Origin of the sequence: Nocardioides sp. Root240 (assembly GCF_001428825.1) — a bacterium.
GTDB lineage: Bacteria > Actinomycetota > Actinomycetes > Propionibacteriales > Nocardioidaceae > Nocardioides.
The window spans coordinates 111,276-131,045 of sequence record NZ_LMIT01000002.1 but is presented as its reverse complement, the minus strand read 5'-3'; the positions used below and the strand labels follow the sequence as shown (position 1 = coordinate 131,045).

The 19,770-nt window shown below is 70.5% G+C and carries 20 protein-coding genes; 9 read left to right on the top strand and 11 right to left on the bottom strand.

Features of this window, described 5'->3' with window-relative positions:
• On the top strand, positions 1-327 hold a 327-nt coding region (locus tag ASE20_RS03695; protein ID WP_162261033.1), incomplete at its 5' end, for an HNH endonuclease.
• Between the two features lie 384 nt (positions 328-711).
• Here ASE20_RS03695 and ASE20_RS03690 read toward each other — a convergent pair.
• Entirely contained in the window at positions 712-1,011 is a 300-nt protein-coding gene (locus ASE20_RS03690; protein ID WP_056893195.1) for a hypothetical protein, read from the bottom strand.
• Positions 1,012-1,176: 165 nt separating this feature from the next.
• Here ASE20_RS03690 and ASE20_RS03685 point away from each other — a divergent pair, with 165 nt between their 5' ends.
• On the top strand, positions 1,177-1,653 hold the full coding sequence (locus ASE20_RS03685) for a hypothetical protein (RefSeq protein ID WP_157538640.1): 477 nt from the start codon (positions 1,177-1,179) through the stop codon (positions 1,651-1,653).
• A gap of 92 nt (positions 1,654-1,745) precedes the next feature.
• Positions 1,746-2,096, top strand: a complete 351-nt coding sequence (locus ASE20_RS03680; protein ID WP_225869202.1) for an Imm8 family immunity protein — start codon at positions 1,746-1,748, stop codon at positions 2,094-2,096.
• Between the two features lie 84 nt (positions 2,097-2,180).
• On the opposite strand, the gene ASE20_RS24585 is transcribed toward ASE20_RS03680, so the two are convergent.
• Together ASE20_RS24585 and ASE20_RS03675 are read right to left on the bottom strand one after the other, a co-directional pair.
• Positions 2,181-2,345 (bottom strand): hypothetical protein, encoded by a 165-nt coding sequence (locus ASE20_RS24585; protein ID WP_157538639.1) that lies wholly within the window; start codon positions 2,343-2,345, stop codon positions 2,181-2,183.
• A gap of 129 nt (positions 2,346-2,474) precedes the next feature.
• Positions 2,475-2,963 carry a hypothetical protein gene (locus tag ASE20_RS03675; RefSeq protein ID WP_056893192.1) on the bottom strand — a complete coding sequence of 163 codons (489 nt, stop codon included), beginning with the start codon at positions 2,961-2,963 and terminating at the stop codon, positions 2,475-2,477.
• A gap of 43 nt (positions 2,964-3,006) precedes the next feature.
• Here ASE20_RS03675 and ASE20_RS03670 point away from each other — a divergent pair, with 43 nt between their 5' ends.
• Positions 3,007-4,512: an acyl-CoA carboxylase subunit beta gene (locus ASE20_RS03670; RefSeq protein ID WP_157538638.1), complete on the top strand. Its 1,506-nt coding sequence runs from the start codon at positions 3,007-3,009 to the stop codon at positions 4,510-4,512.
• Between the two features lie 4 nt (positions 4,513-4,516).
• Here ASE20_RS03670 and ASE20_RS03665 read toward each other — a convergent pair whose 3' ends face one another.
• The 5 genes from ASE20_RS03665 to ASE20_RS03645 are packed head-to-tail and all read right to left on the bottom strand — an operon-like array spanning position 4,517 to position 10,547.
• Entirely contained in the window at positions 4,517-5,692 is a 1,176-nt protein-coding gene (locus tag ASE20_RS03665) for a GAF domain-containing protein (protein WP_056893191.1), read from the bottom strand.
• Positions 5,689-6,180 (bottom strand): T3SS (YopN, CesT) and YbjN peptide-binding chaperone 1, encoded by a 492-nt coding sequence (locus tag ASE20_RS03660; protein ID WP_082612127.1) that lies wholly within the window; start codon positions 6,178-6,180, stop codon positions 5,689-5,691. The genes ASE20_RS03665 and ASE20_RS03660 overlap by 4 nt, the downstream gene beginning before the upstream one ends.
• Before the next feature lie 24 nt (positions 6,181-6,204).
• Positions 6,205-7,704, bottom strand: a complete 1,500-nt coding sequence (locus tag ASE20_RS03655; protein ID WP_056893189.1) for an SDR family NAD(P)-dependent oxidoreductase — start codon at positions 7,702-7,704, stop codon at positions 6,205-6,207.
• Between the two features lie 27 nt (positions 7,705-7,731).
• A complete protein-coding gene (locus ASE20_RS03650) occupies positions 7,732-8,211 on the bottom strand; it encodes a (2Fe-2S)-binding protein (RefSeq protein ID WP_056893188.1) in 480 nt (159 codons plus the stop codon).
• An 11-nt stretch (positions 8,212-8,222) separates the two neighbouring features.
• Positions 8,223-10,547 carry a molybdopterin cofactor-binding domain-containing protein gene (locus ASE20_RS03645; protein WP_056893187.1) on the bottom strand — a complete coding sequence of 775 codons (2,325 nt, stop codon included), beginning with the start codon at positions 10,545-10,547 and terminating at the stop codon, positions 8,223-8,225.
• Positions 10,548-10,689: 142 nt separating this feature from the next.
• Here ASE20_RS03645 and ASE20_RS03640 point away from each other — a divergent pair, with 142 nt between their 5' ends.
• The gene (locus ASE20_RS03640) at positions 10,690-12,102 is read left to right on the top strand and encodes a diguanylate cyclase domain-containing protein (protein WP_056893186.1); all 1,413 of its coding nucleotides are present in this window, start codon (positions 10,690-10,692) and stop codon (positions 12,100-12,102) included.
• On the opposite strand, the gene ASE20_RS03635 is transcribed toward ASE20_RS03640, so the two are convergent.
• The gene (locus tag ASE20_RS03635) at positions 12,071-12,667 is read right to left on the bottom strand and encodes a TetR/AcrR family transcriptional regulator (protein WP_056893185.1); all 597 of its coding nucleotides are present in this window, start codon (positions 12,665-12,667) and stop codon (positions 12,071-12,073) included. The genes ASE20_RS03640 and ASE20_RS03635 overlap by 32 nt on opposite strands.
• Positions 12,668-12,718: 51 nt before the next feature.
• Here ASE20_RS03635 and ASE20_RS03630 point away from each other — a divergent pair, with 51 nt between their 5' ends.
• Positions 12,719-13,585 (top strand): oxygenase MpaB family protein, encoded by an 867-nt coding sequence (locus ASE20_RS03630; protein WP_200952708.1) that lies wholly within the window; start codon positions 12,719-12,721, stop codon positions 13,583-13,585.
• A 31-nt stretch (positions 13,586-13,616) separates the two neighbouring features.
• On the top strand, positions 13,617-14,816 hold the full coding sequence (locus tag ASE20_RS03625; protein WP_056893184.1) for an acyl-CoA dehydrogenase family protein: 1,200 nt from the start codon (positions 13,617-13,619) through the stop codon (positions 14,814-14,816).
• A 7-nt stretch (positions 14,817-14,823) separates the two neighbouring features.
• Here the strand turns inward: ASE20_RS03625 and ASE20_RS03620 are convergent, their stop codons facing one another.
• A complete protein-coding gene (locus ASE20_RS03620; RefSeq protein WP_056893183.1) occupies positions 14,824-16,920 on the bottom strand; it encodes a putative bifunctional diguanylate cyclase/phosphodiesterase in 2,097 nt (698 codons plus the stop codon).
• A gap of 85 nt (positions 16,921-17,005) precedes the next feature.
• On the opposite strand from ASE20_RS03620, the gene ASE20_RS03615 reads away from it, so the two are divergent.
• Positions 17,006-18,454: a glycosyltransferase family 2 protein gene (locus ASE20_RS03615; RefSeq protein WP_056893182.1), complete on the top strand. Its 1,449-nt coding sequence runs from the start codon at positions 17,006-17,008 to the stop codon at positions 18,452-18,454.
• On the top strand, positions 18,451-18,669 hold the full coding sequence (locus tag ASE20_RS03610; RefSeq protein ID WP_200952707.1) for a hypothetical protein: 219 nt from the start codon (positions 18,451-18,453) through the stop codon (positions 18,667-18,669). The genes ASE20_RS03615 and ASE20_RS03610 overlap by 4 nt, the downstream gene beginning before the upstream one ends.
• Before the next feature lie 22 nt (positions 18,670-18,691).
• Here ASE20_RS03610 and ASE20_RS03605 read toward each other — a convergent pair whose 3' ends face one another.
• The gene (locus ASE20_RS03605) at positions 18,692-19,732 is read right to left on the bottom strand and encodes an iron-siderophore ABC transporter substrate-binding protein (protein ID WP_056893181.1); all 1,041 of its coding nucleotides are present in this window, start codon (positions 19,730-19,732) and stop codon (positions 18,692-18,694) included.
• Between the last annotated feature and the right edge of the window lie 38 nt (positions 19,733-19,770).

Here is a 19,770-nt window from a genome sequence, read left to right as displayed (position 1 = left end):
ATCCAGGGCCACGGCATCTGCGCGACCCCGTGGTGCGACGCCCCGATCCAGCACACCGACCACATCGTCCCGTTCGAGGACGGCGGACCCACCAGTCACGCCAACGGCCAAGGCCTCTGCGCGGCCTGCAACCACGCCAAACAAGCCGACTGGCAGCAGGTGCCCGGGCCAGACCTCGACCTACCGTCCGTCGAGACCGTGACCCCTACGGGTCACCGCTACCGAGCCGTCGCGCCCGCTCCACCCGGCTGGCAATCCGACCGACAACGTGCGCGGAACCCCGACCACCTGCCCCGGCTCGACGTCTTCTGGTGCGACGCCGCCTGAGCGGCGGCGCTGGCGACCCACGCCACCGCTGGCATGAACGCGCTCGCTGCGGGACCTCGCGCCCGCCTGCGCAGTCGATGTGCTCCGACCGTCGCGGTGCCAGGAGCAGGACGCCGCGACCGTCGACCACGAAGGTCGCAGCATCGGTAATCGCCTCAGGGTGGGCCCGCAGCAACGAGACCAGATCGTCCTGAGATCGGATCTGGGTACCGGCCGACCCACGCGGGCGTTCTCCGATCGCTCGGACCCACATAGTGGTACATGCGCATGCAACAACTCTGACCGAAGTCCTCTGTTCGCGTGCAGGCATTTCGAGTGCCTGCCGCGCCCGCCGAGTCAGGGGCGAGCGCTCCCAGCCCGACAGCGGCATCCGTCCTGCCGCGATCAGAGCGACGTCCAAGTCCCCAGTTCGTCAGGTTCAGCACCACTTGCGAATGCGTCAGCGACCGCCCGATCGCGTCGCGTTGTGCAAACGAAGGATCCGCTGGAAACAACCTCGACGCCGAGGACTGGAAAGAGGCGCGACTCGCGCTCATCCAGCGCCTGGTCTCGGTCGAGAAAGAAGCACGAATCTGGGTTCCGGAACAGGTGCACGACGGCGTCTTCGCCGGCCACCGAGATCGACATCATCGGATACGCGCCACCCTCGCGGGACACCTCGCGATAAGCCTCATCTTCCCCCATGTCGGCAGAATCGCACCCCCGGACAGTTCCACGCCATCCGTAACGCGTGCACCCGTAGCGGCGTGGTCGGGCGCTCCGCGCCGACAGGGGCATGGGGGTCCGTCACCTCTTTCGCGACGCTTGATGTTCGGATCCTCGGTCCTGTCCTCATCTAGCATCGCCACGGTGAGACTCGAGTCGTTGGACGGTCAGTTCGTTGAACTAGCGGTGTCCGGATATCAGTTCGGCAGCGCGCGGTCCACGTCCTCGGGGGTTGACTGGGATGCCAACTGGCTCATCCTTCGCGGCAAGGTGTGGGACGGCTCGCAGTCGTGGGAGTTCAATGATCCCTGTATGACGACTTGGGAAGCACGAGAGCTGGCGGCATGGCTGCGCGGCCTGGGCACAGCGCTGGCGGTGGCCGAACCCGGGGCTACGAAGCTCTGGCTCACCGAACCCAACTTGAGCTTTTCTGTCGTTGAGTCCTCTCAGGGAGTCACGACCTTGGACGTGCACTTCGACGCGGAGTCCCGCCCTGCGCTCGGCTCGAACGATGAGGGCGATGGACTCGGACATCGAGTGCGACTGGTTGTCCCGCAGCACGACATCGCACAGGCCGCCAACCACTGGGAACAGGGCCTCGCGCAGTTTCCAGTCAGGTAACACGCTGATCGCTAGGACCGATGAGCGGCGCGGTCGGGCGCTTCGTCCCGACAGCGGCACGGGTGATGACGGGATGAGGCACTATCTGTTCCGTGCGAGCAGAGTTGAAGAGCTTGATACTTGAACCTGACCCTTCGACGCTGTCTGAGGCTCCGGCAGCGTTCGTGCTACGCGCTCGCATGATCGTCGGACCGGCAGATGGTCCCGGCGAGGAGTCGTTCGACATGACCCTGTGCACGCCCGAGTGGCTGGCCGGGGAAGCGAAGGGTGGGTTCTACGACGCCCGCCACCACCTCGTCGTCGACTTCGAGGCGTTCGACAGGAACGCACTACATAGATGGCTGACCAAACGAGTGCAATCCGTTCAGGCCGACACGTGGCACGAGATTGGCGAGCGGCTCGGTCGGCTGGGTTATTGGGAGTTCGAGGATTACCAACCCTGAGCGCTCATCAGCGCCAACGCGCGAGTCCGCAGCATGGTCGGAGGCTACATCCCGACAGCGGCATGGTGATCGAGTGCGTTGCGCTCAACTTTCGGCCAGGATCCCGCTGACTGCTCGGACCGCGTCGGCGAACACCACCCAGTCGACTCCGCTCAGATCTACACCGATGTCCCAGTTCTTGTAGACCTGAGCGAGGTTCGTAGCGGTGTACTCGCCCAGCGCCTTCAGCAGGTCGGCTGCTGTCGGCATCTCGGGCGGTTCGCACAGCTTCGACGCCGCGGCGTAGCAAGCCTGTGCGAATGCGCCTTGGTCAGGACCTCGGCATTCCAGTTGAGCAACCAGGGGCGGTACTGCTGGTCGATCACCCCCGCCGAGTGCTCATTCCTGCGCGCGGGGCTCGCCGGTTGGTACGTCCTCACCGCCTGACCCCGGCGGCGGAGGCGGGGGCGCGGCGGCGCCCGCCCGCCGGGCGCGCACCCGGCCCCGGATGAACAGCACGACGAAGATCAGGCAGCCGATGTCGCCCAGGAGGATGATGATCCAGCCCTTGCTGCTGTCCTCGCTGTACATCGACTCGTCGCCCGAGACTCCCTTCTGGAGTCGGACCTGGTCGCCCGGCTCATGCAGGTCGCTGTGGCCGGAGTGGACCTTCTCGCGCCGCATCGTGCCGTCGTCACTCACCCAGGTGCCGATCCAGTCACACTTCGTGACGTAGCACTCCTCGGTCTCGGCGGTGTACGTGCCGAAGGTGCCGTCGCCCTGGTCGGCCGCGATCCAGAACGGGACGGCGACGGCGCTGACCGCGAGGCACATCAAGCAGAGGAAGAGCCCGTACCAGGACTTCAGGACCGGCTTCGACTCGCTCACGGGCGTCAGTATCGGGCATGCATCGCGCTGCCATGATGGCCCGGTGACCGACGACGCCCCCGCACAGGGACTCCCCGAGGTGCTCGCCCGCCGCTTCCTGACCACCGACGACGCCCGTCCGGAGAAGGTCGCCCGGTGGCACGCGAAGGGTCGCCGTACCGCGCGGGAGAACATCGCCGACCTGGTCGATCCCGGGTCGTTCGTGGAGTACGGGCGCTTCGTCACCGCCGCCCAGGAGCAGCGCCGGCCGCTGGCCGAGCTGGTGGTCGAGGCGCCGGCCGACGGCATCATCGGGGGCACGGCGACGGTCGACGGCCGGGCGTGCGCGGTGCTGTCGTACGACTACCTCGTCATGGCCGGCACGCAGGGGATGCGCGGGCACCGGAAGTCCGACCGCCTGATCGAGCTGGCCGGCCGGATGGGCCTGCCCACGGTGTTCTTCACCGAGGGCGGCGGCGGGCGGCCGGGTGATGTCGACCTGCCGCTGGTCTCCGCGCTCGACGTCGGCTCGTTCGCGCTGTGGGGCGAGCTGCAGGGCGTGGTGCCGCGGATCGCAGTCGTGTCGGGGCGCTGCTTCGCGGGCAACGCGGTGATCGCCGGCTGCGCCGACCTGCGGATCGCGACGCCCGACGCCAACCTCGGCATGGCCGGGCCGGCCATGATCGCCGGGGGCGGACTGGGGCAGTTCGCGGCCGAGGAGATCGGACCCGTCGAGGACCAGGCGGCCAACGGGGTCCTGGACGTGGTGGTCGACGACGAGGCCGCCGCCGTGGCCGTCGTACGACGCCTGCTGGGTGTGCTGCACGAGCCCGACCTCGGAACCGGTGAGCCCGCGGCCGACCAGGCCGCGCTGCGGACCCTGCTGCCGGAGAACGACCGCGAGGCCTTCGACGTCCGGCCGCTCGTCGAGGCGCTGGCCGACGAGGACTCGGTCCTCTGGCTGCGCGAGGCCTGGGCGCCGGAGCTGGTGACGGCGATCGTGCGGATCGACGGGCTGGCCGTCGGCGTGCTCGCCAACCAGTCGACGGCGCTGGCGGGCGCCCTCACCGCGGACGCCTCGACCAAGGCAGCCGACTTCCTCGACCTCTGCGAGCGCTGGCAGCTGCCGGTCCTCTCGTTGGTCGACACCCCCGGCTTCATGGTCGGGCCGGAGGCAGAGCGCACCGGGCTGGTCCGCGAGGCGTCGCGGATGGTCACCGCGGGCGCCCGGCTGACCACGCCGCTGGCCGGGGTGGTGCTGCGCCGCGGTTACGGCCTCGGCGCCCAGGCGATGCTCGGCGGCAGCACGCACCGGCCGCTGCTCACGCTGGCCTGGCCCGGCGCCCACCTCGGCCCGATGGGCCTCGAGGGCGCGGTCCGGCTGGCCATGGCCCACGAGCTGGCCGCACTGCCCGACGGCGAGCGGGAGGCCGTCGTCGCCGAGCAGACGGCCGCGCTCCGCGACCACGCCAAGGCGCTCAACGCCGCGCGGGTGTTCGAGATCGACGACGTCGTCGACCCGGCCGAGACCCGCACCCTGGTGGCCGGCACGCTGCGCCGCGCCCGCTGAGACGCTACTCCGGCTCCTCGGCGTTGAGGCCGAAGATCGCGGCCCGGATGTTCTTGATGGTGACGTCGAGGTCGTCGACTGCCTCCTCGATCCGCGAGGCGACCTCGGGCCGCTCGACGAGCCGGAGCGTGCCCTGCAGGCTCAGGCCGACGGCGAACAGCCGCTGGATGACCTGGTCGTGCAGGTCCCGGCCGATCCGGTCGCGGTCCTCGAAGACCGAGAGCAGCCGCTGGTCCTCGCGGGCCGCCGCGAGCTGCAGGGCGAGGGCCGCCTGCTCGGCGTACGCCGCGACCAGCTCCCGTTCGAGGGCCCGGCCGCCCTCGGCTTTCTCCGAGGCCCAGGCCAGGCTCAGGGAGCCGGACGCGCCGGCGGTCGGCACGAAGGGGACGGTCAGCAGCAGGCCGGCGTCGTCGGGAGCCAGGGGGCTGCCGTCGTGGCCGAGGACGGCGGGTTCGCGTTCGGGGTGGATGAGGTCGATCCACGCGGCGTCGGCGCTCGCGACGGCCCGGGCACGTGACACCACCGCCGCACAGGCGGCAGCGAGGTCGCTCTCCTCGGACACGAGTGCCGCGATGTCGGCCGTGGCCCGCGCCCAGGCCTCGCGACGCGCGGTCTCCTCGTAGAGACGGGCGTTCTCGATCGCGACACCGGCGGCTGCGGCCAGGGCGACGACGACCTCCTCGTCCTCCGCGGTGAAGTCCCCGCCGCCGGCCTTCTCCGTGAGGTAGAGGTTGCCGAAGACCTGGTCGCGGATCCGCACCGGGACGCCCAGGAACGACCGCATCGGCGGGTGCCCCTCGGGGAAGCCACACGAGGCGGGGTGCTCGGCGATGTCGTGCAGGCGCAGCGGTTCGGGCCGGTCGATGATCAGGCCGAGGAGGCCCTGCCCGGTGGGCAGGATGCCGATCCGCTCGGCGACCTCGTCGGAGAAGCCGTGGAGGACGAGGGTCCGCAGCCGGCGCTCGCCGACGGACCCGAGGACGCCGAGGGCGACGTACTGCGCCCCGGAGAGACGGCTGGCGATCTCGACGATCCGCGAGAGGACGCCGTCGAGGCTGAGGTCGGCCGAGATCGCGAGGAAGGCGTCCAGGACCAGCCGGTCGCGCTGCCCGCTCGCGCGCCGGTCCTGCACACCGCTGACCCGGCGCTCGGCGACGCCCTCCCCCGGCGGCTCGCTCACAGGTAGAGACCGTCGCCCGCTGCCGGCTCGGCCGTCGGGTCGGCCGCGGCGCCCGGCTGGTCGGCCGCCGGCTCGTCCTCGAAGGTCAGCGAGCCGCCGAACTTCTCCTTCAGCTGCGGCCCGAAGAAGTTGCTCGCCTCGGCGACGTCGGTCAGCGAGGACTCGAGCGTGCCCTTGTTGAGCGCGAGCCCGGCGACGGCGTCCTCGAAGACGACCGCCTTCTCCGCCCAGTAGACCCGGGCGTGCAGCAGGCGCTGGTTGATCTCGTTGAGGCTGCCGAGCAGCTCGGGCGTCTGGTCGACGTCGTGCACGGCGACGGACCAGACCCTGACCGCCGGGCGCTCGTCGGTGCCGACGACGCGCACGGTGTAGCCGCTGTTGCCGAACCGGAACGGGTAGCCGCCCTGGTCGTCCTTCTTCACCGACTCGTTGCCCGTGAACTCCTCGAGCAGCCGCTCGACGTACGCATCCACCATGTCCCGGCTCATGGCAGGAATGTACTCAGCGCAGGCTCACCACGGCGACGGTTCGTAGTCCTTCACGAAGACGCCGTAGACGTCCTCGCCGGCCTCGCCGCGCACGATCGGGTCGTAGACCCGCGCCGCGCCGTCGACCAGGTCGAGCGGGGCGTGCCAGCCCTCGGCCGCGATCCGCAGCTTCTCGTGGTGCGGCCGCTCGTCGGTGATCCAGCCGGTGTCGACGGCCGTCATCAGGATCTTGTCGGTCTCGAACATCTCCCCCGACGAGGTGCGGGTCATCATGTTGAGCGCGGCCTTGGCCATGTTGGTGTGCGGGTGGCCGGCGCCCTTGTAGCGGCGGGAGAACTGGCCCTCCATCGCCGAGACGTTGACGATGTACGCGCGGCGGGCACCGTTCTGCACGGCGGCGCGCAGGGCCGGGCGCAGTCGCGAGTTGATCAGGAAGGGCGCGATCGAGTTGCAGAACTGCACCTCGAGCAGCTCCAGCGGGTCGACCTCGTCGAGCACCTGGGTCCAGGAGTTGTTGTCCTGGATGTCCGGGATCAGCCCGCCGGCATCGATCGCGGTGCCGGCGAGGTGGGCCTCCAGCGAGGCGCCACCGGCCTTGAGCGAGAGCGCCGTGAGCGACGCCGCATTGTGGGCGGCCAGGGCGGCCTCGGCGGACTCGCCGTCGTGGTGCGCGACCGCGGTCGACGACAACGCGCCGGCGATCGCGGCCGGGTGCGCCTCGGAGATCCGGTCGAAGGTGACCATCTCCGGCAGCGCCTTCACGCCGAGCGCCTCGGCGGAGGGCAGGGCGGTGTTCTCGCCGTCGATCAGGTGCGAGTAGGCGCCCGGCAGGCGTCGTACCGTCTGGCAGGCGTTGTTGATGATGATGTCGAGCGGGCCGTCGGCCGCGACGTCGTCGGTCAGCGAGATGACCTGCGTGGGATCGCGCAGGTCGATGCCGACGACCTTGAGCCGGTGGATCCAGTCCGCGGAGTCCTCCATCGCGGCGAACCGGCGCACGGCGTCCTTCGGGAAGCGCGTCGTGATCGTGGTGTGCGCACCGTCGCGCAGCAGCCGCAGCGCGATGTACATGCCGATCTTCGCCCGCCCACCCGTGAGCAGCGCCCGCTTGCCGGTCAGGTCGGTGCGCTGGTCCCGCTTGGCGTGACTCATCGCGGCGCAGCGCGGGCACAGCCAGTGGTAGAACGCGTCGACGAGGGTGAAGTCCTCCTTGCAGATGTAGCACCCGCGCGCAGTGATCAGCTCACCCGCGAAGGCGCCCTTCGCCGTCGACACCAGCGGGATGCCCGCGGTCTCGTCGTCGATCCGCATCCGCGACCCGGTCGCGGTCTTCTCGATGATGTCCTGGTCGTGGCGCTGGCGCTCCTGCCGGATCTCGGCCCGCCGCGTCTTCTTGATCAGCTTGTACATGTACGACGCCGCGCGCTTCATGGTGCGCACGTCCTCGTGATCGGGGTGCAGCTCCGGGATCTGTCGCAGCACCTTGATCGCGATGGCGAGCTCGTCCGGGTCGATCCTGTCCACCGGCGAATCGTACGGGTGCGGGCCGCCCTACATCGCTTCGGCGCCGGTGCGGATCGCGTCACGGATCCGCGCGTAGGTGCCGCACCGGCACACGTTGCGGATCGCGTCGAGGTCCTCCTCGGTGATCGCCCGGCCCTCGCGACGGACCTTGTTGACCAGGGCGACCGCCGCCATGATCTGCCCGGGCTGGCAGTAGCCGCACTGGGCGACGTCGTGCTCGAGCCAGGCCTCCTGCATCGGGTGCAGCCCGTCGCCGGGGACGGTGTCGGCGAGGCCCTCGATCGTGGTGATCTCGTCGTCCGCCCCGATGGCCGCGACCGGCACCGAGCAGGGGTTGAACGCCTTGCCGTTGACGTGCGACGTACACGCCTTGCAGACGTTGATCCCGCAGCCGTACTTCGGTCCGGTCACGCCCAGGACGTCGCGCAGCACCCACAGGATGCGGACGTCGTCCTCGACGTCGACGGTCACGGTCTCGCCGTTGAGCTGGAAGGTGTGCTTCGGCATCGCAGGCTCCTCTAGAACGTGTGGTCGAGGCCGTCGACCGGTGACTCGGGGACGGGCGGCACGTAGGACTTCGGCTCGAAGTGCAGCGGTGCCCGGAAGTTGATCGGGAACTCGGTCGGCATCCGGCCCGCGGCCCGCGCGTAGGCGCAGGCGACCGCCGCCATGGATGCTGCGACGCCGGCCTCGCCCACCCCGCCCGGCTCCTTGCTCTCGGACTCCATCACCTCGCACCGGAAGTCGAGGGGGACGTTCCACTGTCGGGTGTACGCCGAGTTGTCCCAGCTCGCCTCGAGGAAGTGCCCGTCGACGAGATGGTTGCCGTAGGTCAGCGCCTGGGCCATCCCGTCCATGAAGCCACCCATCATCTGGGCCTCGACGCCCTTCGGGTTGATCACGATGCCGGCGTCGACCACGACGGTCGCCCGGGTGACCCGCGGGCCCGTGACGGCGTCGCGCACCTTGCGGTTCACCGTTTCCGGACGGCAGTCGATCTCGACCAGGACGGCGGTCGCTCCCTTGTACTCCTTGTGGATCGCGATGCCCTGCGCGGTGCCGGCCGGCATCGCCCTGCCCCACTCACCCAGCTCCGCGGCGCGGTCGAGCACCCGGCGGACCACCCGGCTCTTGAGATAGGTACGACGGAACGCGACCGGGTCCTTGCGCAGCCGGGCCGCGAGCTGGTCGACCATGAGCTCGTTGGCCGTGGCGACGTCGGGCGAGTAGATGTTGCGCACCGAGCTGGTGTTGAACCGGTCCGGCGCGGGCTTCGGCTCGTTGAGCAGCTGGGTGATGACGCCGAAGTTGTACGGGAGCTCCTGCGTGAGCAGGAAGATCGTCTCCGCGAAGCCGAGGTTGGCCAGCCCGGTCGGCAGCGCCGCGACCTCGGCCGTGATGCGCTCCCCGAGCCCGTGGGTGAAGTCGGTCGGCACACTCGTGTGCCGTTGCTCGAAGCTGATCACGCTCCCGGCCAGCACCGTGGCCCGGATCCGCGAGGTCGCCATCGGGTGCACGCGACCCTGGCGCGGCTCGTCGGCGCGGTGCCACATCAGCTTCACCGGCGCACTGAAGGCCTTCGACGCGTGCGCCGCCTCGATCGCCGCGTCACTGAAGAGCTTGCGCCCGAAGGAGCCGCCACCCTGGACGACGTTGACCGTCACCTCGTCCTGCGGGAGCCCGAGCGCCTTGGCGACCTTGGACTGCGTGTCGATCGGCGACTTGAGGCCGCCCCAGATGGTCGCCGAGCCGTCCCGCACGTCGGCCACGGCACAGTTCGGCTCGAGCGCCGACCCACTGCGGAAGTGGAAGACGAACTCGGCGTCGAGCGCTGCCGCACCCAGCTTCGGCACCACGAGTGGCAGCTGCGCCCTCCGCAGCTCGGCCAGGACGTCATCCGCGGACATCCCCGGGACGGTACCGCCGTTCCACTCGACATCGAGGGCCCGGACGGCGTCGATGCACTGCCCGAAGGTCCTGGCCCGGACGGCCACCCCGGTCGGGATGATCGCGACGTGGGTGACCCCGGGCATCTCCTTGACGGCGGACTCGTTGCGGACCGACCTCGCGGTGCCGTTGAGGTCCGGCGCACGGCAGACCATGGTCGGCAGCGCGTCGGGGACGTCGAGGTCCATCGCGAACTGCTTGCGGCCCGTGACCGCGTCGAGGGCGTCGATCCGACGCTGCGGCGTGCCGACGAGCGACTGCTGGGAGGCATCCTTGAGGCGGACCTCGACCTTGCGGGTGGTCGTGGGGGCGGCGTCGGCGGCAGCCTGGCCGAAGGTGACCGAGTTGCCCAGGGCGTCGAAGATCACTCCGCCCTTGATCGTGAGCGTCGTGACGAGGGCGCCCAGCTGGACGGCGGCAGCGTCGAGCAGTGCCTTGCGGGCGACGGCGGCGGCGACCCGGACCGGCGTGTACATCGACACGATCGTGTTGGAGCCCCCGGTCAGCTGGTTGAACAGCAGTTCCTTGCGGGCCGGCGCCAGGCTCACGTGGACCCGCTCGATCGGCAGGTCGAGCTCGTCGGCGACCAACATCGCCATCGCGGTGGTGATGCCCTGTCCCACCTCCATCCGCGGCAGTGCGAAGTGCGCGTCTCCGTCCTCTGCGATCGTGATGCCGATCAGGTTGGACGTCGGCAGCGCGCAGTGGACCAGGAAGTCGTTCAGGTCGTAGAGCTCCGGCACCTGGGGCACCGATGGGATCGGCAAGGCGTGAGCCGGAGCCGCCCCGAGTGCCAGGTCGGCGGCGACCATGAGCGAGGTGCCTCCGACGACGTACCCGACGAACGAGCGCCGGCTGAGCGAGGCGGCAGGCTGCCGCCGAGGTGTGTTCCCCATGTTCGATCCCCCGAGAGTGAGCGTCGTCACGCCAGCATGGACCGTCGGGATTGGTCGAAGGTTGGTCCCGGCCCGGAACCCCTCCGATCGGGGGTGTCGGTGCCGATGGGACGGGGTGCTCGATGACGAAGTGGAGAGGACCGTGACCGGAGCCGCCGCCCGGGCAGCGCTGCCCGCACTCGGGTACGCCACGGCCTATGCGCTCGCGATCCTCGTCGGTCGGGCGACGCGGGTGGAGGGCAGCGAGGTCTCGCTGGTGTGGCCGGCCGCCGCGGTCGCGGTTCTCTGGGGGATCCACGCCCGCGGCCGGTCGCGCCGCGCCGCAGCAGCGCACTGGGTCGCGCTCGGCACGCTGACCCTCGCCGTCAGCATGGCGACCGGTGCCGCCCTCGACCTCTCGGTCTGGTTCGTCGGCGTCAACGTCGCGCTGGCTGCGGTCACCACCGCCCTCCTCGGGTACGACGGGCGCGAGATCGCTCTGCGCGACCCGGCCGACCTGGGCCGGCTCGTCGCCGCGCTCACCTGCGGGACACTGGTCGCCGCGATCCTCGCCACGGCGTTCTTCGCCCACCAGGGCCACCCCGAGCTCCCCGAGACCTTCGCGCTCTTCGCCGTCCGCAACGGCGTCACCGCCCTCGCCGGCGTGGCGGTGGTGCTGCGCCTGCGCGCGGCCCAGTGGCGCCGCCCGGAGCTGTCCTGGGCCCGCTCGCTCGAGATCGCCGGTTGCGTCGCCGTGACGACGTGGGTGTTCGGGCGGGTGTTCTGGTTCAACCCGGGCCTGCCGATCGCGTTCGCGATCATGCTGCCCGCGATCTGGGTCTCGTTGCGCTTCTCGACGACCACGAGCACGCTCTTCCTCGCCGCCGCCGGCACCTCCATCGTCTGGGCGACCCTGCTCGACCGGGGCGCGCTGGAGGGCATCGCCCCGCAGGAGCAGGCGCTGCTCGCCCAGGGCATGGTCGGCTGCCTGGCCGTGGTGGTGCTGACGCTGTCGCTGTTCCGCGACTCCCGCAACGACCTGATCGGGCGGCTGCGCCACCTCGCGCTGCACGACCCGTTGACCGGCCTGGCGAACCGGACCCTGCTGATGGAGCGCCTCGAGGACGCCCTCGCACGCAGCGCCCCCGGCACGGTCGGGGTGATCCTGCTCGACCTCGACGGCTTCAAGCTGGTCAACGACGCGTGGGGCCACGGCGAGGGAGACCTGCTGCTCGTCGAGATCGCCCAACGGCTGCAGCAGACGGTGCGCGCCGGCGACACGGTCGCGCGCCTCGGGGGCGACGAGTTCGTCGTGGTCTGCACCCGGCTGCGCAGCGCCGACGAGCTCCGGGCCTGTGCCGACCGGATCCGCGCGGCCGTCGCCGAGCCCTACGGCGACGCGGCCGACGCTCCCTACGACCGGATCACGGCCAGCATCGGCGCCGTCGTGTCCGAGCGCTCCTGCAACGCGCGCAGCCTGCTGAGCAACGCCGACCACGCCATGTACGACGTGAAGCGGGCCATCCGCAACGGGACGGCCCCGGTCACAGCCCTGGCAGCACGTTCTCCACGATGACGAGCAGCGACTCGCGCAGCAGCAGGTGCGCCTGCGCGCGGGTCAGCGTCCCGGCGCGCGACCACTCGCGGATCGCACCGCGGGCCAGCTCGCCGAACGCCCGGATCGCCGCGCGCGACGCGGCGTCGGCCGGGTCCCCGCCGACCAGCTCGAGCACCCGGCCGGCCGCGAGGTCGTGGGCCTCGTCGAGGATCGCGCGCACTTCGGCGTCGTCGCCGACCCCCTCGGCCGCACCGATGGTCAGGTAGGTCGCCCGCTCCGGGGTGATCGAGCCGAGGAACCAGTGCACGGCCGCGTCCACGCGCTCGGTCAGCGACCCGGTGGGGAGCGGCACGTCCTCCAGCGTCGGCAGGAGCGAGGCCCGTCGTACGACGTCGAGGTAGAGGGCCCGCTTGTCACCGAAGTAGTGGTTGAGCAGGCCCCGCGCCACGCCCGCCGCCGCGGCCAGCTCCGTGGTGGAGACGTCGACGTACGGCCGCTCCGCGAAGAGCCGCTCCGCGGCGACCAGGATCTGCTCGCGGCGCTGGTCCGGGGACAGGCGCTGGCGACGGGCGGTCTCGGTCATGTCCCGCAGCCTACTATTGGCAGGCTGCCAATAACAGACTAGCCTTGAGCCGTGACCAGCCGAGCCGAGACGACGCCCCGCACCGCCAAGGTGCGCGACCTGCCCGTTCCCGAGTGGTTCGACATGCGCGACCACGTCTCCGGGATCGGCGCCCACCTGGCCGGCCCGGCCAACGTGATCATGCAGCTGAGCTGGCCCGGGGTCGGGCACGGCGTGATGAACAGCCGGGTCGAGGACGGCTCGGCCATGAAGCACCCCTACAAGCGGGGCCGGACCACCTTCACCTACCTCGCCGTCGCCCTGCTCGGGGACGACGCCGACCGCACGGCCTTCCGCAAGGAGGTCAACCGGCAGCACGCGCAGGTCTACTCGCGGCCCGGCGAGAAGGTCGAGTACCGGGCGATGGACCCGCGGCTGCAGACCTGGGTCGCTGCCTGCCTCTACTACGGCACCGCCGACATGATCGAGAAGATGCACGGCCCCCTCCCCGACGAGCAGGCCGACGCGCTCTACCTCCACTGTGCCCGCTTCGGTACGACGCTGCAGATGCCGGCCGAGGCCTGGCCCGCCGACCGCGCGGCCTTCGACCGCTACTGGGAGGACTCCCTCGCCGAGGTCGACATCGACCCCGACGTGGCCGAGTACCTCATGAAGCTGACCACGCTGCAGAACTTCCCGGCACCGGTGCGACTGATGGCACCCTTCCTCGTGTTCGTGACCACCGGCTTCCTGCCGCCGCTGTTCCGTGACGCGATGGGACTGTCCTGGTCGCGGCGCAAGCAGCGCCGCTTCGACCGCCTGATGCGCGTCGTCGGCGCCGTCGAGCGCCGGCTCCCCCGGGTGCTGCGGGCCTTCCCGTTCAACCTGTGGCTCGCCGACATGCGGCTGCGCCGTCGGTTCCGCCGCCCCCTCGTCTGACCACCACCCCGATCCCGAGCCAGGAGCCCCGATGGACTTCGACCTGCCCGACTCCGCCCTCGCCGTCCAGGAGGGCGTGGCCGCCGTCGCCGCGAAGTACGACCACGCCTACTGGTCGCGCTGCGAGGAGGAGCACCGCTTCCCACAGGAGGTCTTCGACGACCTCGGCGCCGGTGGGTGGTTCGGTCTCTGCGTCCCGGAGGAGTACGGCGGGGGCGGGCAGGGCCTGCTGGAGCTGGCCGTCGCCAACATGACGCTGTGCGCCTCGGGCGGCGTCGCCGGCACCTTCTTCTACGTCACCACGCCCGGATTCGGCGCGATGACGCTGACCCGCCACGGCAGCGCCGAGCAGAAGCAGCGCATCCTCCCCGGCCTCGCCGAGGGCACCGTGCAGTTCTGCCTCGCGCTCACCGAGCCGGACGCCGGCAGCAACGCGATCGAGATCAAGACCCAGGCCCGCCGCGCCCCCGACAACCCGGACGAGTTCGTCATCAAGGGCCAGAAGGTCTGGATCTCCAACGTCGAGAACGCCGACTGGATGGTCGCCGTGACCCGCACGATCCCCGCTGCGGAGACCAGGGAGCGCGGACTCCCCCGCACCGCCGGGTTCACGCTCTTCCTCGTCGACGTCAAGGAGGCGCTCGCCGCCGGCACGCTCTCCTACACGCCCATCCCGAAGATGGGCAGCAACATCCTGCACTCCAGCCAGGTGTTCTTCGACGACGTACGGGTGCCCGCGGCCCACGTCATCGGCGAGGTCGACGCCGGCTTCGCCGTCCTCTGGGACGTGCTCAACCCCGAGCGGATCCTGGCCGCCTCCGGCGGCGTCGGTACGGCGGACGCGGCGCTGCGCATCGCCAGCGACTACGCCCGCGAGCGCGAGGTGTTCGGCCGGCCGATCGGCGCCAACCAGGGCCTGCAGTTCCCCCTCGCGCAGATCAAGGCGAAGGCCGAGCTCGGCCGCCTGATGACCTACAAGGCCGCGTGGCTCTTCGACCAGGGTCGGCCGTGCGGGAACGAGGCGAATGTCGCGAAGCTGACCGGGGCCCAGGTCGGCTGGGAGGCGGCCAACCAGGCCTTCCAGACCCTCGGCGGGATGGCCTACTCCAAGGAGTACCCGGTCGAGCGGATCTTCCGCGACGCCCGGATCGCGAAGAACATCCCGGTCGCCGAGGAGCTCGTGCTCGCGCACATCGGCACCCAGATGCTGGGCCTGCCGAAGAGCTACTGAACCCGGGCTACGGGGTGAGCGTGAGCTCGCGCGCGATCGTCACGACGTCGCGCGCGGGCACACCCGGGCTGTAGCGGTAGCCCTGCACCTCGTCGCACCCGCGCTCGCGCAGGTACCTCTCCTGCACCTCGGTCTCGACGCCCTCCGCGACCACGGTCATGCCGAGGGCGTGGGCCATCACGATGATCGCGTCGACGATCGCGGCGTCGGTGTCGGCGTCCGCGATGTCCTGGACGAAGGACCGGTCGATCTTGATCTTGTCGATGGGGAACTTCGTCAGGTACGCGAGGCTGCTGTAGCCGCAGCCGAAGTCGTCGAGCACGATGGCAACCCCGAGCTCGCGCAGCGCCTCGAGCATCGCGACGACGTCGCCGTGGTCCTCGATCAGGATGCCCTCGGTCAGCTCGACCTCCAGCTGCCACGGCTCGATCCCCGAGGTCGCGATCGCGTCCGCGATCTCCGCGAGCCAGGTCTCGCTGCGCAGCTGGTGGGGAGACACGTTGACGGCGAGCCGCAGCTCGCGGCCCAGGTCGCGCTGCATCCGGGCCAGCGTGGCGCAGCCCGCGCGGAGCACCCAGCCGCCGAGCTCGACGATCATGCCGCCGTCCTCGGCGACCGGGATGAACCGGTCGGGCGTCACCGCGCCGAGCAGCGGGCTGCTCCACCGGGCCAGCGCCTCGACGCCGACGACCTGACCGCTGACCAGGTCGACCTGCGGCTGGTAGACGAGCGAGAGCTCCTCCTGCTCGATGGCCTGGCGCAGCGCACCGGACAGGGCGAGCCGGTCGTTGTTGTCGTCGAGCATCGCGTGCTCGAACCAGCGCACACCGTTGCGGCCCGCGGACTTCGCCTGGTACATCGCGATGTCGGCGTGCTTGAGCAGCGCGGCCGGGTCGTCGCCGTCAGCCGGGTAGAGGGCACCGCCGATGCTCGCCGTGACGGCGAGCTCGTAGCCGTGGACCACCATCGGTGCCAGCACGGCCCGGGTCAGGTCGGCGATCCGCTTGTCGAGGTCGACACCCGGGTCGAGGTCGTCGAACACGATCACGAACTCGTCGCCACCGAGGCGGGCCACCACGTCGTACTCACGCACCCAGGCCAGCAGCCGTTCGGCCACGACCACGAGCATCTCGTCGCCGATGTGGTGCCCGAGCGAGTCGTTGATCCGCTTGAAGTGGTCGATGTCGATCAGGAGCAGGGCGACCTGCCGGCGATCGCTGTCGGCGGAGTCGAAGGCGTGGTCGAGGTGACGGACCAGCAGGCTGCGGTTCGGCAGGTTGGTGAGCGCGTCGTGGGTGGCCAGGTGCTCGACCCGCTCGCGCGCCTCGATCCGGTGGGTGATGTCGTAGGCGACCACGATGAACCCGGGCTCGTCGTCGACCGTCAGCGCCACGATCGCCTCGTTGACCGGTACGGCGCGGCCGTCCTTGTGCCGGTAGGTCCACTCCGCCTCGTCGCCACCGACCGGGCTGAGCGCGGGCGTGCCGTCGGCGTACCGGGCGCGCTCCACCGCGTCGACCTCGGTGATCCACCGGCCGATGAGCTCGTCCTGGGCGTAGCCCAGCAGCGACTCGGCCGCCGGGTTCGCGGTCACGATCCGGCCGGCCGCGTCGGTCACGATGACGCAGAACGGGATGCTGTCGAGGATCGAGCGCCGCAGCTCGCCCTCGCGGGCGAGCTTCTCGGCCTGCTGGCCGCGCAGCCGCTCGGTGATGTCGATGACCGAGGCCAGCACGAACCGCTCGCCGCTGATGACGATCGGGTTGAGCCCGATCTCGACGCGCATCTCGGTGCCGTCCTTGCGCAGGCCGAAGAGCTCGCGGCCCACGCCCATCCCCCGGCGGGACGGGTGGGCGACGTACTCCTGCCGTTCGACGTCGTGGTGCTGCCGGAACCGCTGGGGCACCAGGTCCTCGACCCGCAGGGCCAGCAGCTCCTCGCGCGTGTACCCGAAGGAGTGCTCCGCCTCGCTGTTCGCCAGCACGATCCGGCCGCTGGGGTCGACCAGCAGCATCGCGCTCGGCGACGCCTCGACCACCAGGCGCAGGTGGTCGTCATCGACCGCGGCGGCGTGCGTCACCACCGACTCGGTTCGCGACCCCATGGCATCTCCGTCCTGGCAACCGGCGTCCCTCATCCGTGTGGGACTCACGTGTCAGATCGGCCGGCATCTGGCCGATCAGAGCAATGTGACTGAGGCATTCGGTGATTCGGGGCAGCGCCTTCAACGTGGGGTCGGCCTGCTCATCTTCGGTACAGCGGTCGCCGGCGCCGCCCTTCTGGGCTGGTCGCTCTCGGACTCCGAGAGCCACAGCACGAAGCCGTCCGACGGCGTCGTGCTCGGTGCCTGGCACCTGCTCTACGACACCCAGGCGCCCACGCTGGCGACGCTGGCCTTCGCCGCCGGTCTCGCCCTGCTGTTCGCCGCGGGCGTCGCGCTGCTGGAGAGGCGGATCGCCAACCACGCCCGGCGCAGCGACGACGGCGCCCGGCTGCCGCTCTCGCCACGCCACGTCATGGCGGAGACCCGCGGCACCTTCCACGGCCCGGTGACCCTCACCGTGCTGGTGCCCGCCCACAACGAGGCCGTCGGGATCCGCGCGACGCTGGAGTCGCTGCTCGCGCAGTCGCACCGCCCGGACCGGGTGATCGTGGTGGCGGACAACTGCACCGACGACACCGTCGAGATCGCCCGCGAGGTCGGCGTCGAGGTGATGATCACCGTCCACAACCAGCACAAGAAGGCCGGCGCCCTCAACCAGGTGCTCGCGAAGGTGCTGCCCACCCAGGGCGAGAACGACCTGGTCATGGTGATGGACGCCGACACCTCGCTCGATGCGGGCTTCCTCGCCTCCGTCGTGCGCCGGATGACCGAGGACCGCGCGCTGATGGCCATCGGCGGCCTGTTCTACGGCGAGCCGGGGAAGGGCCTGATCGGCCTCTTCCAGCGCAACGAGTACACCCGCTACGGCCGCGACCTCCGGCGCCGGCGCGGCCGGGTGTTCGTGCTGACCGGGACGGCCACGGTCTTCCGCCCACGGGCCCTGCGCACGGTGTCCGCAGAGCGCGGGAAGGCGCTGCCCGGCGTACCCGGGGACGTCTACGACACCCTCGTGCTGACCGAGGACAACGAGATCACCCTCGCCCTCAAGACCCTCGGCGGCCTGGTCATGTCCCCCGCCGACTGCACGGTCGTCACCGAGGTGATGCCGACCTGGCGGGCGCTGTGGGTCCAGCGGCTGCGCTGGCAGCGCGGCGCGCTCGAGAACCTCGGCGAGTACGGCATGCGCGCGGCCACCTTCCGCTACTGGGCGCAGCAGCTCGGCATCGGGTACGGCGTGATCGCGCTGTCGGCCTACCTCCTGCTGATGTTCTTGATGATGACCTCCTACGACCAGTGGGTGTGGTTCCCGTTCTGGGTCGGCACCGGCCTGGTCTTCACCGTCGAGCGGATCGTCACGGTCTGGCGCGGCGGCTGGAAGGCGCGGCTGCTCGCCGCGACCCTCTTCCCGGAGCTCTGCTACGCGCTCTTCCTCGACATCGTCTACCTCAAGGGGATCCTCGACATGTCCTTCGGCCGCCAGGCGACCTGGCACTACGAGGCCCAGCCCCGCACCGCGAGCCAGGTGCAGGCATGAACGCGCTCGTCGTACCGCTGGGGATCCTGTTCCCCGAGGACCTCGTCCGCTCGCACGGGTTCGCGATCCTCGCGTCCTTCGTGGCGATCAACACCGTGGTCTACGTCGCCTTGGCGATCGCGAAGGCGATGCCGAAGATCTACGTGGGCGACCACCTCCCGCGCCGCTACGAGCGGACCGAGACGCGCAGCATCCACCCCGACGGGCCGTGCTGACCCGTCGGGATGGATGCGTCGGTCACTTCGCGACGGCGGCCGCGAGCTTCTCGATCAGCTCCGGCATGCCGCCCGACCACCGGAAGCTGAGCGCGGTCGGGGGCGAGACGGCCGAGATCCGCTCGCGACCGACGACCTGCGCGACGGCACCGTTCTTGACGGCCGGGATGGCCAACGCCTTCTGGTCCTTCAGGAAGGCAGCGGCCTGCGCGTCGTCGTCGAAGTAGGTCACCGCGACGTCGGCGTCGATCTTGTCCGCCTCCTCCCAGCTGAGCTCGTAGTAGAAGCCGCCCTTGGAGGTGTCGAGCTTCGCGATGCTGGGCGCGACGCTGAAGCCGAGCTTGGTCAGGATCGCCAGGCGCGGGTCGAGCTCGGTGTACGGCGAGATCGTGTTCGGACCGGGGTAGAGCGCGGCGATGGTCCTGTCCGCGAACTCGGGGTGCTTCTTCGCCTCGTCCGCGAGGTAGCTGTCGATGTCGCCGAGGACCTTCTCACCCTGCGCGCTGCGGCCGAGGGCCTTCGCGGTGATGCTGATGGTGTCCTGCCAGGTCGTCGTCCACGGCGCCTCGGGATAGGCCACGGTCGGGGCGATCTCGCTGAGCTTCTTGTACTGCTCCTCGGTGATGCCGGAGTACGGCGCGAGGATCAGGTCCGGCTTGGCGGCGATGAACTCGTCGTAGGGCACGGTCGCACCGGAGCCGTCGTCGGGCAGCAGGGTCGGGTGCTCGACGTCCTCGGCGTCGTAGGCCTCCTCGACCCAGGGCAGCAGGTTGCCCTCGCCCACGGTCCAGATCTGCTCGGCGATCGCGACCGGGTAGACGCCGGCGGCGATGGAGGCCTCGGTGGAGCCCCAGCCCCACGTGGCGACGCGCTTCGGCTCCTCCTTGATCTCAGTGGTGCCGAAGGCGTGCTCGATGGAGATCGGGAACTCGTCGGTGACCTCCTGCGTGGTCTCGCCGGCGTCCTGGTCGGTGTCCTCCTGGCCGCAGGCCGACAGGGCCAGGACGGTCGTCAGACCCGCGACGAGCGCGGTGCTGCGACGGAAGGCGCGCGTGATCCGCACGGGTTGCTCCTAGTGTCTCGGGGTTAGGTGAGGCTATC

Excerpts from the sequence above, each read along its gene's own strand:
- ASE20_RS03690 (WP_056893195.1), bottom strand. The coding sequence starts at position 1,011 with ATGGGGGAAGATGAGGCTTATCGCGAGGTGTCCCGCGAGGGTGGCGCG.
- ASE20_RS24585 (WP_157538639.1), bottom strand. The coding sequence starts at position 2,345 with ATGCCGACAGCAGCCGACCTGCTGAAGGCGCTGGGCGAGTACACCGCT.
- ASE20_RS03660 (WP_082612127.1), bottom strand. The coding sequence starts at position 6,180 with ATGAGCCGGGACATGGTGGATGCGTACGTCGAGCGGCTGCTCGAGGAG.
- ASE20_RS03650 (WP_056893188.1), bottom strand. The coding sequence starts at position 8,211 with ATGCCGAAGCACACCTTCCAGCTCAACGGCGAGACCGTGACCGTCGAC.
- ASE20_RS03645 (WP_056893187.1), bottom strand. The coding sequence starts at position 10,547 with ATGGGGAACACACCTCGGCGGCAGCCTGCCGCCTCGCTCAGCCGGCGC.
- ASE20_RS03635 (WP_056893185.1), bottom strand. The coding sequence starts at position 12,667 with ATGACCGAGACCGCCCGTCGCCAGCGCCTGTCCCCGGACCAGCGCCGC.
- ASE20_RS03625 (WP_056893184.1), top strand. The coding sequence starts at position 13,617 with ATGGACTTCGACCTGCCCGACTCCGCCCTCGCCGTCCAGGAGGGCGTG.
- ASE20_RS03620 (WP_056893183.1), bottom strand. The coding sequence starts at position 16,920 with ATGGGGTCGCGAACCGAGTCGGTGGTGACGCACGCCGCCGCGGTCGAT.
- ASE20_RS03610 (WP_200952707.1), top strand. The coding sequence starts at position 18,451 with ATGAACGCGCTCGTCGTACCGCTGGGGATCCTGTTCCCCGAGGACCTC.